The sequence below is a fragment of the Paenibacillus sp. FSL H7-0735 genome (genome assembly GCF_038008505.1).
GTDB classification, from domain to species: domain Bacteria; phylum Bacillota; class Bacilli; order Paenibacillales; family Paenibacillaceae; genus Paenibacillus_AQ; species Paenibacillus_AQ odorifer.
Genome location: NZ_JBBOZH010000001.1, coordinates 5844394 through 5857448, shown reverse-complemented (window position 1 = coordinate 5857448; position 13055 = coordinate 5844394). Strand labels below are relative to the sequence as shown.

Genomic DNA, 13055 nt, shown 5'->3' with positions numbered 1-13055 from the left:
GTGGATTCATGTGAAATACCCTTTAGTGAGTGTAGTAATACCTGCTTATAACCGACCGCATACGCTTCAAATCGCCATTGATAGTGTACTCGAACAGACCTATCCGAATATAGAAATCGTCATCTGTGATGATAGCTCGAATAATAATGTACAAGAGATGCTAGTTCCCTATTTAAATGCGTTTCCTCAAATAAAATATTTCAAAAATGAAAAAAATCTTTTTCTTGAAAATTGGCATAAGTGCTATAACTTGGCATCCGGGGAATATATCAATTACTTAATGGATGATGATGTATTTCATAAAGAAAAAATTGCAAAGATGATCTGCTATTTTCGAGAATTTGAAAACATTACGCTGGTTACCTCATACCGACAAACGATTAATGAATCAGGTGTAATTATCCCTCCTCTCTATGCAACGAATAGGTTATATCAAGAAACAAGGATCATGGACGGTAAGCAGCTTGCAAATATTGCATTAAGTCGTTGCTTAAATGTAATAGGTGAACCTACAACGGTATTATTCAAAAAAGCCGATCTTATCGATCGATTTGGAGTGTATTCAGGAAAACAGTATTCTCTTCTCAATGATTTAGCCTCTTGGTTAAACTTACTATCCAAAGGAAAAGCAGTGTATATTCCAGAACCTCTAAGCTATTTCCGCATACATCCTAATCAAAATAATCAAACACTTGGTCCTAATGTATTCTCTGAATGGTTGGATATTATTATCGCCGCTAGAGATGATGGATTTCTAGAGACAAATGATTTATATAAAGCTGCCCTCCATTCTTATCTTAATCGTGTAAAAGATCATCATCAATTTTTTAATGATATCAAGCGAATTGAAATGATATTAACCACCTTATAGAAACTCCTATCTTAGATTTAATTGTTACAAATGAAGGAGGGTCCGTTCATGTTTGAAATCCCCTTTTTACGACCTAACTTAGTAAAAAAAGAACAATTTCTTACTTACTATGAGAAGATTGAGGCAACCCGAATCTATTCTAATTATGGACCCTTAAACGACCTATTTGAAGAACGTGTCATTACGGAAATGTTCGGAGGGACCGGTTCCGCTGTGACCGTTCATAATGCTACTGTCGGACTTATGGTAGCAATTTCTCAATCCAAGCGCTCCAAAGGAAAATATGCAATTATGCCAAGCTTCACTTTTGCTGCCACCCCCCTTGCCGCACAATGGTGTGGACTTGAACCTTATTTCCTAGACATTGAACCGGACAATTTACAAATGAATAGGGAGCAATTAGAACATACCGTCAAACAGCTTGGAGATGAGGTTGCGGTTATTGTTCCTTATGCCACATTTGGTACAGCCATAGATTTATCGTTATATAATAGGCTAATGCAGCAAGGTGTTCCAGTAGTTATTGATGCTGCTTCTAGTTTTGGCACTAAAACCTTAGAGGAGGCCACTCATTTTGGCAAAGGTTTCGGAGGAGCGGTAGTGTTCAGCTTTCATGCCACCAAATCATTCGGAATTGGAGAAGGTGGATTGGTCTACAGTATGGACCAGGATCTTATTAAGCGAATACGTCAAGCAGGGAATTTTGGCTTCTCCAGCAACAGAGAGTCCGTTATCCAAGGGTTAAACAGTAAGATGTCAGAGTACACCGCAGCTATTGCCTTAGCTACTCTAGATCAATTCCCCTCCATACAGGAGAATCGAAAGGCGATTTATGAAATGTATCTTCAAGAACTGGACAAAGAAGGTTTATTTGAACAGGGCTGGTCCATGCATAAATCACAAGGATCTGTTGTTCATCAATTTATTTCCATCCTCAGTCCAGAGTCCCATAGCAACAGTGAAGTAGTCGAAAGGTTATCCTCTAACTCCATTGAAGCCAGAACCTACTTTTCCCCGGCATGTCATCAACATAAGCAATTCCAAGGTTATCCCAGAGCATCCGTGAAGGTTACCGAATATACCGCCGAACATATTGTCAGCTTACCCTTGTGGGAGGAACTGGATGAGGTTAAGATTCGAAGAATTACTAAATTTCTTGGAAACTTGGGAGAAGCTAACCGATGAGAAAACTAGTCATTTGGGGATCTGGTGGTCATGCCAGAGAGATTAACTGGTTATGCGAAGAATTAGACGTTCAAGTAATGGGATTTTTAGACGAACGACCTGAATTCAAAGGCCGGATTGTCGATGGCGTTCCCGTTCTGGGAACTTTGGTTGATATTGAGCTATTAAAAAACGAGGTAGAGCTAGTATGCGCCGGGGTGGGTGATACGAGTTTGAAAAAAAGATTCGTTCATGAAACCATCCAATCAGGATTCCGTATTGCATCCCCTTTGATACATCCCCGTGTTCGAATCTCTCAAAGTAACATCATCGGAGAAGGAAGTATGATCTTTCAAGGGGCTATCTTATCTGGAAATATCAGGATCGGCCAGCATGTTATTATTAACCAAGGCGTTAGTCTCAGTCATGATGTAATAATTAGTGATTTCGTAACTATATCTCCTGGTGTTAATGTAGCCGGTAATGTAACCATTGATGAAGGCGCTTATATTGGTATCGCTGCTTCGGTCCGTGAGAAACGCCATATTGGTTGTTGGTCTACGATTGGTGGAGGAGCGTTTGTCAAAGACGACGTTCCCGATTTTACTTTGGCTGCTGGTATCCCTGCAGTCGTTAAGAAAAGATTTAACTCAACTTATTATGAACCTTAGGGGCGTTTGAGCTTCTCGGACAAATTTCTCACGATACAATCGATCCGGTGATGTGCACCTGAATGTGTTTCATAGGCATATCTCTTAGATTTGAGATATGCCTATGGTCATATCACTGGTTTAAAGTGTTAGGTAGATTCAAAGATATCTTGGTAGTTGATTTTTCACTTTAGTAAACTCTTCATCATAAAGAAAATCTAAAAGCTGGTTACATTTATCTACACTTTCAATTAGATATTTCTTCTTCTCAAATTGATTAAATGTCTTATTTCCAGTCCAAATCCCATCATCGTGCTTTCTATAAACGGTCATAGGTTTATTAATATAACCGATGTCTCCAAACTGAGAATAGAATATATTTAATATCCAATCCCCAACAAAGGAGGAGGTAAATAGATCATCTGGGATTTGATTCAGGTAGCTCGCATCGTAAAAACAACAGGAGATGTTTCCGATTATATTAGACTGAATGATATCTACAGTAGTATAAATCTCTTTAGTTTTAGCGTGCTGTAAGGGATGAGGTCCAAATACACCTTGGTTCTCCCAATATAAAATAATACTATCAAACGAAAGTGCACATTCTGGATGGCTTCCTAAGAAGTCTATGTGCTCTTGCAGCCTATGTTCTTCATTCCAATAATCATCACCATCGATTAATGCTAAAAAGTCACTCCCGTGGCAAGCTTCCAATAGGCGTTGTAAATTCTTAACCATTCCCACATTTTCTTCACCCTTTAAGAATACAAGGTTTACTCCATTAGGAATCGGAGAGCTTTTAATAAACGACTCGATATACTCGGCTGTTTTGTCTGTCGATTTATCGTCACAGATAACGATTTTTAAATTAAAGTCACCTTTTTGAGTCACAATAGATTGAAGACATTGTTGAATATATTTTTCATGGTTATATGCAAGAACACCTACGTTAACCGTAGGTTTCTTTTTTTGTATTTGTTGTTCAATATTACGGAGCTTAGTATAAAGACTTTTTAGCTTTTTTGAGGTTAAATTTGCAAGGTCTACATTTTTTTGAGTTTTTTCTTTTTTCATTAGAATTCCATAATACATCGTTTCGAATAAAACAATATAATCCTGTTTAATATCGTCATAGCATTGTCTTACTGAATCCCAATGGATATCATCAAAAACAATGAATCCCCCGTCTTTAATAAGCGGAGCATAATTGGTGAGATCCTCAAGAACATGCTTATATTCATGATTGCCATCTATATGGAGCATATCAATTTCGATATGTTGTAAATCTATAACAGCTTCGGATGAGGTTTTTCGGATTAATTCAATTACATTTTTAAGTCCAAATGCTTCTCGCTTTAAAATAAAATTTATATATAGATCTTCGAAATTTAATTTTTCAACAAAGTGATTTACTTGATCTCTTAAGTTTTCATCAATATTGTATTGCATGGCTTCACTGAGCTCATAGGGGTCTATTCCATAAGCAGTTCCAGTATTATCTTTAATAGCTTGTGATACAGAAAAGATACTTCTTCCTTTATAAACACCAATCTCCACATAATTCTTAAGGTCGAATTTCTTGATTAAGTATGCCATAACATAACATTTATTCAGAGGGCTCCCCCCTCCAAAATCATGTAAGGAAGAATCAGTTTGTATTTCCATAACTCTTTGAAACAAACTATTCCTGTTAATCATTATTTACCCCCTCATGATCCAGACAATTGTTGTACAACCTGTCTAGCTTCACCAACCTGAGCAGTACACCTTTTTATAGGTGATCTACACATTTTTTTGAAGTTTTTTGGAAAGATGTACTTCAAAAGAATTTATCTAATTATTCTATTCCGTCTGAGGATTTTTGTGACATGAAAATTAATATAAGTGAAGAATAGCTCTGAAGACATGTTCTGGTTTAGCTATAAGGCACATCTTTTGATTGATTGCAAAAGTCAGTATATCTTAACAGTGATGCTTTCTTCCGGCAACGTTGTAAGGATAGCGATACAATAACAGTGGATTTTGAGCTTGCTTGTCTAATGTATACAGCATGTAAATTAACAGTTTAGTAGATTGCGGGTATAGGAAATGAGTTCTTCAATAAAAAAATCTGACAATTCTATGTAAAAACGTCCACACGTAACTTTAAGCTACGAATATTTCTGTATAGAGCTGTATAGAGCAGTATATAGCTAATCATTTCGAATCATAGAACTAATGTTGCCGTACAAAACTTTCAATTTGTAATAGAGGGGAGGAACAAAAAAGATGGCAATATATACAACAGGACCTATAGATAACAGTTCTTTTATGGGAGTTAGAGAGACACAAATCGTAACAGTGAACATAGTAAATCGCGATGCTATCAATCCTTATAACCTTGTAATTCAAGGTTTTGTATTAGATGTAGTAAGAACGATGTATGTGAATGAAACAGTAAATCTAGCACCCAATCAAGTCTTAACTAAGAACTATTTTGCCGACTTAGACGCATTTGAATTTGTGTTTACAACAGTAGAAGAAGTTGAAGCAGAGATTGGGATTTCAGTCTGGGGAAAACAGAATTCCGGAGCATTGGTAGATCCTCATCGCATAGTTGCATGGGAGAAGCAGGCAGTATTAATTTAATAATTCTTTTAGTGAAACAGTTAACGTTAAAGGAGTGATGAGGAATTGAGTTATTTATCTACCGGACCGATAGACAATAGTATGGTAGGGGGTGTAAGACCTACTCAACATGTTACTGTCAAAATTGATAACCGAAGTGACGTTGATTCATCAATGGCTCTTGTTCAAGGATACTATATGGATGGGACAAGAACTTTATATGTAAGTGAGCTGGTAAATGTAGCACCTAATGAAGTCATAACACGTGATTATTATGCTGATTTTGAAGCGTTCGAATTTATATTTACAACTACAAGTCTGGAAGATGATCCGATTCAAATCTCAGTCTGGGGAAAAAATAGCGTTGGCCAAATCGTGACTGCTCATCGACTTGTGCATACAGAGTTACTTGGTGCAACGCAAGGTATAACTGGCGCGACAGGAGCAGATGGAGCAACTGGGGCGACTGGTGCAACTGGAGCGGATGGAGCAAGGGGAGCTACCGGGGCAGGAGTGACTGGAGCAACTGGTGCCGATGGAGTAACAGGTGCGACTGGCGCAACTGGAGCGGATGGAGTAACGGGTGCTACAGGAGCAGGAGAGACCGGAGCTACAGGAGCAGATGGAGCAACTGGAGCGACTGGAGCAACGGGAGCGGCTGGAGTAACAGGTGTGACTGGAGCAGGAGAGACCGGAGCTACAGGAGCAGATGGAGCAACTGGAGCAACGGGTGCTACAGGAGCCACCGGAGCAGGAGTGACTGGAGCAACTGGAGGCGATGGAGCAACTGGTGCGACTGGAGCAACAGGAGCGGCTGGAGCAACAGGAGCAGATGGAGCAACTGGTGGGACTGGAGCAACTGGAGCGGATGGAGCAACGGGAGCGACCGGGGCAGGAGTGACTGGAGCTACAGGAGCAGACGGAGCAACTGGTGGGACTGGAGCAACTGGAGCGACTGGAGCGGATGGAGTAACGGGAGCGACCGGGGCAGGAGAGACAGGGGCAACAGGAGCTGATGGAGCAACTGGCGCGACTGGTGCAACGGGAGCGACTGGAGCAGGAGAGACTGGAGCAACAGGAGCGGCCGGAGTAACGGGAGCGGCCGGAGTAACAGGTGCAACGGGAGCGACTGGAGCAGGAGAGACTGGAGCAACAGGAGCGGCCGGAGTAACGGGAGCGGCCGGAGTAACAGGTGTAACGGGGGCAACAGGAGCAACCGGGGCAGGAGTGACTGGAGCAACGGGAGCGGCTGGAGCAACGGGAGCGGCTGGAGTAACAGGTGCGACTGGAGCAACAGGAGCAGATGGAGCAAGGGGAGCTACCGGGGCAGGAGTGACTGGAGCAACAGGAGCCGATGGAGTAACAGGTGCAACAGGGGCGGATGGAGCAACGGGTGCTACAGGAGCCACCGGAGCAGGAGTGACTGGAGCAACAGGAGCGGCCGGAGCAGATGGAGCAACTGGCGCAACGGGTGCTACAGGAGCAAATGGAGCAACGGGAGTGTCTGGAGCAACAGGAGCAGATGGAGCAACAGGTGCGACTGGTGCAACTGGAGCGGCTGGAGCAACGGGAGCCACCGGAGCAGGAGTGACTGGAGCAACAGGAGCAGATGGAGTAACAGGTGTAACGGGGACAACAGGAGCTACCGGGGCAGGAGTGACTGGAGCAACAGGAGCGGATGGAGCAACGGGTGCTACAGGAGCCACCGGAGCAGATGGAGTAACAGGTGTAACGGGGGTAACGGGAGCGGATGGAGTAACGGGAGCCACCGGAGCAGGAGTGACGGGAGCAACAGGAGCGGCTGGAGTAACAGGTGCGACTGGAGCAACTGGGGTAGCAGGGGCAACCGGAGTAACCGGAGCAACAGGAGTAGCTGGAGTGACCGGGGTAACAGGTGTAACTGGAGAAACTGGAGCAACGGGGATAGCAGGGGCAACAGGAGCAACAGGAGCAACCGGACCGAACGTTCAAGCTGAGGGATTTTCTGCACGTCTGTCATCTTTGGCAGTTGCTGCTTCTTCTCAACTTACGGGATGGACTGTGACTTCTCCTTCTTTTACTAGTCCGTCCTTCAATCCAGTTTCGGGTAATTACACAGTTCCAACAACAGGCAGATATTCTATTGAAGCGACCATCAACTATTCCACAACGGCTGCGCTTTCGATAAGTCTTGGGGCAGGAGTCAATCCTGCTTTCGTAGTTCAGAGAACTACCCCTATAGCAACAAACTTAATAACTGGTTTGTTCCCTATACTGGACGTGAATGTTGCGCTTGTATTGAGTTTAAGAGCAATATTAGGAAGCGGAACAGTAACGCTAGCTGGAGAATTTTCACTGACGACTGGGGATGTTATTGGATTGTTCTATGTAGCGAATGGCTTGACCTTAAATTTGAATCTGGGTGGTGCCAACACATCAGGGATTGTATGGTCTATTCATGAATTAACTTAAATTATCTCTAAGTTAGATGTATACAATAGGGGTAACTCGGTAGCTATTAGTATGGCTTTCCGGGTTATCTCTATTTTTGTTAAGGATATGTCGCGAGTCGACTGGAGCGAAAAAATGTTTTTTAGAATTATATCTTACTGTACTACCATTATGAAAATTCAAGCGACTTCAATGTTTCTAAAATATATTGGTAGTTTTTAAATGGATGTCCACACCTTAATTCAAAATAAGAATAATACTATAAAGAGCCAAAAAATATGAACTGATTTGTAGGCTCATAGATTATCAACTTAGAGCAGGTGGGAGGAATGATTATAGATAAAACCCTAGTTTATACGAAACTCTTGAGGATAGTTTTGTTCAGGTGAGTTGATTTTCGAAATTCAAATAATACGAGTATTATAATTTCATAAAAAATGAGGTGTTGAAAATTGAGTCAACTATCTACTGGTCCCATAGAAAATAATCTGGTAGGCGGCGTAAGACCTACTCAGCTTATTACTCTTAAAATTGTTAATCAGAGCGATGACACTCCGTCAACGGTTCAAGTCGAAGGTTATTATATGAATGGGACAAGAACTTTATATGTAAGTGAGCTGGTTAATGTAGCTCCTAATCAAGTAATTACTAATGACTATTATGCAAACTTTGATTCATTTGAATTTTTATTCACAACACCTACTATGATTGATGATCCCATTCAAATTTCAGTTTGGGGAAAAAGCAGCACAGGCCAACTAGTGACTGCTCATCGCCTTGTCTACTCTGAATTATATGGAGAAAATATAGGAATTACAGGTGCTACTGGGGCTACAGGGAGCGTTGGTGCAACGGGAGCAACAGGTGCTGGCGTAACCGGAGCGACAGGAAGCGTCGGAGCAACGGGAGCAACAGGAAGTGCTGGAGCAACGGGAGCAACAGGTGCTGGCGTAACCGGAGCAACAGGTGCTGGCGTAACGGGAGCGACAGGAAGTACTGGAGCAACGGGAGCAACAGGAAGCGCTGGAGCAACGGGAGCAACAGGAACTGCCGGCGTAACGGGAGCGACAGGAAGTGCTGGTGTAACCGGAGCGACAGGAACCGCTGGAGCAACCGGAGCAACAGGAACCGCTGGAGCAACGGGAGCGACAGGAAGTGCAGGGGCAACGGGAGCGACAGGAAGTGCAGGAGCAACGGGAGCAACAGGAACCGCTGGAGCAACGGGAGCGACAGGAAGTGCTGGCGTAACGGGAGCAACAGGAACTGCTGGTGTAACCGGAGCGACAGGTGCTGGCGTAACGGGAGCCACGGGAAGTGCTGGTGTAACCGGAGCAACAGGTGCTGCTGGCGCAGGCGCAATCATTCCATATTCTTCTGGACTTCCAGTTGCTATGACCACTGTATTAGGGGGTCTTTTGAATACTTCAAGTGCAGTTGGTTTTGGTAGCAGTGCGACCAATATCAGTATTACAGGCGGTACTATAGATCTTACTGGAGCGGCTGGAACCTTGCTGAACTTTGCGTTCTCGGTTCCTAGAACAGGAACGCTTACGTCTATGGCAGCCTATTTCAGTGCGACATCTTCCGTTAGTTTGGTGGGTTCTACGGTAACAATCACGGCTCAATTATACAGATCTACTACACCTAACAATACCTTCACAGCAGTACCTGGGGCTTTAGTTACGTTAAGTCCTCCGCTTACAGGATTAATTGCTCTTGGAACTATTAGCAGTGGTAATACCACAGGCTTAAGCATTCCTGTAACTGTGGGAGAACGCTTGTTGTTGGTCTTCACTTCGACGGTCACGGCTGGCATTGACGTTGCAACTACTGTTGCTGGCTACGCTAGTGCAGGAGTTACAATTGCATAATCTGAAGAAAAGGGATATCCCGATAGTCATAGAGGCTGTAGGATATCCCTGATTTTTTCTCAAACATTGTTATTTAGATCATCAGAATCTCCCGGATGTCTTGCTCTGTGAGGGTAGACAAGCTTTCCTGACCTGGCTGGATGACCTCATCGATCAAGTTCTTTTTCTTCTGCTGCAGCTCATACATCTTGTCCTCTACGGTGCCTTGGGTGACTAGACGAATTACTTGTACTACATTTTTCTGTCCGATCCGGTGAGCCCGATCCGCTGCTTGCTGCTCGACGGCAGGGTTCCACCATAAATCGTAAAGGATTACAGTATCTGCCCCAGTTAAGTTGAGCCCGGTCCCGCCGGCCTTTAAGGAGATTAAGAAAATATCCCGCTCTCCTTCATTAAATTTATTACATAAATCTACTCGTTGAGAAACAGGCGTTTGGCCATCTAAATAAAAGTATGGAATGCCCTGATATCCTAGTTCACGCCCAATCAGGCCGAGCATCTCTGTGAATTGTGAGAATACTAACATACGTTTACCCGAACTGCGACATTCTTCTATGATTTCGAGCAGCTGCTCGAATTTAGCAGAGCTTCCTTCATATCCATCGACAAAAAGAGCAGGATGGCAGCACAACTGGCGCAGACGAGTTAGTCCAGCCAGAACTTTGATCCGATTATTATTGCCGAAACTATCTTGGGTCAAATGCTTTAGTGCCTCTTTTTTCAAACGGGCGAGATAAGCTACATATAACTTTTTTTGCTCCGGCAGCAGTTCACATGCTTGTACGGACTCAATTTTGTCCGGAAGTTCCTTTAACACATCACTCTTTAAGCGCCGCAGCAAAAAGGGACGCGCCCGCTTTGCAACCGTTTCTCTTGGTAAATCATGAAAAGCTTTTTTGCCTGGAAACAACCCAGGGAACACAGTGCCGAAAATGGACCATAAATCTTCCAACGCATTCTCCACGGGAGTACCCGTAAGTGCAAAACGGTGCCGGGCTTGAAGCGCCATTACAGCTTGGGCTGTCTGTGTAGTATGGTTTTTTATAGTTTGTGCTTCATCGAGAATCAGGGTATGAAAAGACTTTTTAGCATACAGCTGAACATCTCTGCGGAGCAACGGATAAGAGGTGATGATTACATCAGCTTTCGCTGTATTTTTTAAAATCCGCCCGCGCTCAATTAGACTACCGTCTGCAATGACAGCTTTGATCTCTGGCGTGAATTTTTTAAGCTCATTAAGCCAGTTATAAGTGAGGGACGCAGGAGCGACAATTAGGGCAGGCAGTCCATTCTGGCGGATCTCTGGAAGTTCTGACAGGAGAAAAGCGATACTTTGCAGCGTTTTGCCTAACCCCATATCATCCGCCAAAATACCACCAAAACGGTAATGGGCCAACGTCTTCAGCCACTGAAACCCATACTGTTGATAATCCCTTAGCACAGGAACCAGACTGTCAGGTATAGGAAAATCAAGATTCTCAGGATTCCGCATGTTCGCAAGTAACCTTTTAAAGGATCTGCCCAGCTTAATGGAGTCACTCTTAGCATCCGTGGAGGTCAAATGTAACCCACGAACAACAGGCAGAGAAAATTCCACCCCTTTGATCTCACCCTCACGGATGCCTACATCATTCATAAAGGTAATGATTTCTTGAAGCTCCTCGCTCTCCAGCGGTAGCAGGGCCCCATCAGGCAAGCGGTAATATCTGCGTTTTTCCTGCAGGGATTTCAGAACCATAACAATCTCAGCTTCTGGAATCCCCCCCATATCGAATTTAAAATCAAGCCAGTCCGTCTTTTCATTCCAACTAATGCTCACCTTTGGGGGTGTAGTGCTCGTGAACAGTCTTGCTTTGACTGCGGAGGTCGCATAAACCGAAAGCAGCGGTTCCAGCAGCGGAATGGTATGGTACAAAAAATCGTATTCGTCCTCTTCGTCTGTCATAATAAATCCGCCTTCGGTTTTAGCGAAAGATTCGTGCTCCATCAGCTCCAGAATGCGAGCTTCTCCCTCCCCGTCTCGTAAAAGAATCAAATTCGTCCCGCGAACATGGGCTTTTTCATCTAAAGGGTTGATCACAATGTCACCATATTGGAACTCTAGTCCGGCGAGCAGCCGATCTCTCACACGATCCAGATAAAGTCTCGCGATAAGCCTATGCTGAACAATCCGATCCGCAATGGAGTCAGCGATATGGACGTTGCCCAGCTTTTTCAGACCAGGAATAACCTTGTCCATAAAAGACTCCATTTGCTCATGGGCAATATCGATACCATTTCGGCGGGAGGAATCCAGCATTTTTTTCATTTCAGCAAGGCGTATACATTCTTGAGGGGATAGCTTCAGCAGCTTACCTTCCGACAGTACTATCCCGTAATCTTCTAAGACCGAAATCTGCTCAAGTCCTTGAATATCCAGATGATATCCGTCCTCTTCTGCCTGTTCAAATTCAAAGCTGAGTGGAGGTGCCTCATTAGACACATGGATGCCTTCGTACAGCATCTCTTCTTGTTGCAAAAATACCGAAGAGACCTCTGAAAGCGCAGGCTGAAGCGACTCCCAGAAAAAAGGAGGGACGGCCAGCAACCGATCTCCCCCAATACTCCCCCCATAAGGTGAGTAAGGAGTGACGTTATCACGGTACATTTTTTCATTTAATACAATATCAATCAGCTTCTGTAGAACAACATTATCTTCCTTCCGAAAGCTGTAAATGGCAGGATCATAGATAAAATGTTTCGAGAACTCAAAGGATTCTCCGCGGTGTACGCTTTCTAGAAATCCCCTTATTTTCTGAACAATATATAGACGTTTTGGACCGACTTTCATTTCTATACCCAGCATGGTGTGACTGTAACTATAAGTAAAGGGCTTGCATGTAAACTCTATATTTAGAGGAAGTCTGTTATCTACAAAAGCCCCTGTACCGCTAGGACGCGGTGTATGGTTGCTGAACATCCCCAGCAGGCTGCTCACGAGCTGTTGATCTCTGGACTTTCCCCCGTTGTCTTGCGCAGTATCTGTAAAAATACGTGGGGTTAGAATCTCAGTATCTTCTATAGAAGACAGGTGCGAAGCTCCGGTAAGCTCTGAACGATCTCGGCCATTTTTAAGGGCGTCAACGTTGATTAGCACAGCCGCGATATGTTTACAGAATGGCCCGCCATGGGAGTAGGCTGGACAATTACACTCTGCCTGGACGTCCCCATCAATATCAATGACCACCATAACTTCATAGTCGATCGCCCCCTGAACAATGGCTTCATATCGAGAGCGGGGCAGATCTGGAATGGAGACATTGTATTCTTCAACTTCAATTATATCGACACTTTCAGTTTGGTAATAAGCTAATCCTTTTTCAAAAATAGACTTGCCGCACAGCAGTTTGATTACCCGTTCTGATACACTAAAGCCCATAACATAATTCCTTCCTCATAACTTGATCTCGAAAAGTCCGAATT

At 43.6% G+C, this 13055-nt stretch carries 8 protein-coding genes; 6 read left to right on the top strand and 2 right to left on the bottom strand.

The annotated features are described in order from the left end of the window. Positions 1 to 10: 10 nt before the first annotated feature. Genes NSS82_RS26555 through NSS82_RS26545 form a run of 3 tightly spaced genes read left to right on the top strand, consistent with a single transcriptional unit; the run spans position 11 to position 2706 of the window. A complete protein-coding gene (locus NSS82_RS26555) occupies positions 11 to 871 on the top strand; it encodes a glycosyltransferase family 2 protein (protein WP_076099423.1) in 861 nt (286 codons plus the stop codon). Between the two features lie 48 nt (positions 872 to 919). Further along, entirely contained in the window at positions 920 to 2056 is a 1137-nt protein-coding gene (locus tag NSS82_RS26550) for a DegT/DnrJ/EryC1/StrS family aminotransferase (protein WP_076106021.1), read from the top strand. After that, positions 2053 to 2706: an acetyltransferase gene (locus NSS82_RS26545; RefSeq protein ID WP_076106018.1), complete on the top strand. Its 654-nt coding sequence runs from the start codon at positions 2053 to 2055 to the stop codon at positions 2704 to 2706. Before NSS82_RS26550 ends, NSS82_RS26545 begins: the two co-directional genes overlap by 4 nt. A 138-nt stretch (positions 2707 to 2844) precedes the next feature. Here the strand turns inward: NSS82_RS26545 and NSS82_RS26540 are convergent, their stop codons facing one another. Then, positions 2845 to 4383 (bottom strand): class I SAM-dependent methyltransferase, encoded by a 1539-nt coding sequence (locus NSS82_RS26540; RefSeq protein WP_076106016.1) that lies wholly within the window; start codon positions 4381 to 4383, stop codon positions 2845 to 2847. A gap of 570 nt (positions 4384 to 4953) precedes the next feature. Between NSS82_RS26540 and NSS82_RS26535 the strand changes: the two genes are divergently transcribed. The 3 genes from NSS82_RS26535 (at position 4954) to NSS82_RS26525 (ending at position 9593) form a co-directional block, all read left to right on the top strand. Then, positions 4954 to 5313, top strand: coding sequence for a hypothetical protein (locus NSS82_RS26535; protein WP_076099427.1), 360 nt, complete (start codon positions 4954 to 4956; stop codon positions 5311 to 5313). 45 nt (positions 5314 to 5358) lie between these two features. Further along, positions 5359 to 7743, top strand: coding sequence for a collagen-like protein (locus tag NSS82_RS26530; protein WP_340960841.1), 2385 nt, complete (start codon positions 5359 to 5361; stop codon positions 7741 to 7743). Positions 7744 to 8174: 431 nt separating this feature from the next. Then, on the top strand, positions 8175 to 9593 hold the full coding sequence (locus NSS82_RS26525) for an exosporium glycoprotein BclB-related protein (RefSeq protein ID WP_076272814.1): 1419 nt from the start codon (positions 8175 to 8177) through the stop codon (positions 9591 to 9593). Between the two features lie 73 nt (positions 9594 to 9666). Here NSS82_RS26525 and NSS82_RS26520 read toward each other — a convergent pair whose 3' ends face one another. Then, complete coding sequence (locus tag NSS82_RS26520; protein WP_076272813.1) at positions 9667 to 13011, bottom strand: DEAD/DEAH box helicase; 3345 nt, start codon at positions 13009 to 13011, stop codon at positions 9667 to 9669. Between the last annotated feature and the right edge of the window lie 44 nt (positions 13012 to 13055).

Bases quoted from the DNA above. Each gene is read 5' to 3' on its own strand.
- NSS82_RS26550 (WP_076106021.1), top strand. From the start codon at position 920: ATGTTTGAAATCCCCTTTTTACGACCTAACTTAGTAAAAAAAGAACAA.
- NSS82_RS26545 (WP_076106018.1), top strand. From the start codon at position 2,053: ATGAGAAAACTAGTCATTTGGGGATCTGGTGGTCATGCCAGAGAGATT.
- NSS82_RS26540 (WP_076106016.1), bottom strand. From the start codon at position 4,383: ATGATTAACAGGAATAGTTTGTTTCAAAGAGTTATGGAAATACAAACT.
- NSS82_RS26535 (WP_076099427.1), top strand. From the start codon at position 4,954: ATGGCAATATATACAACAGGACCTATAGATAACAGTTCTTTTATGGGA.
- NSS82_RS26520 (WP_076272813.1), bottom strand. From the start codon at position 13,011: ATGGGCTTTAGTGTATCAGAACGGGTAATCAAACTGCTGTGCGGCAAG.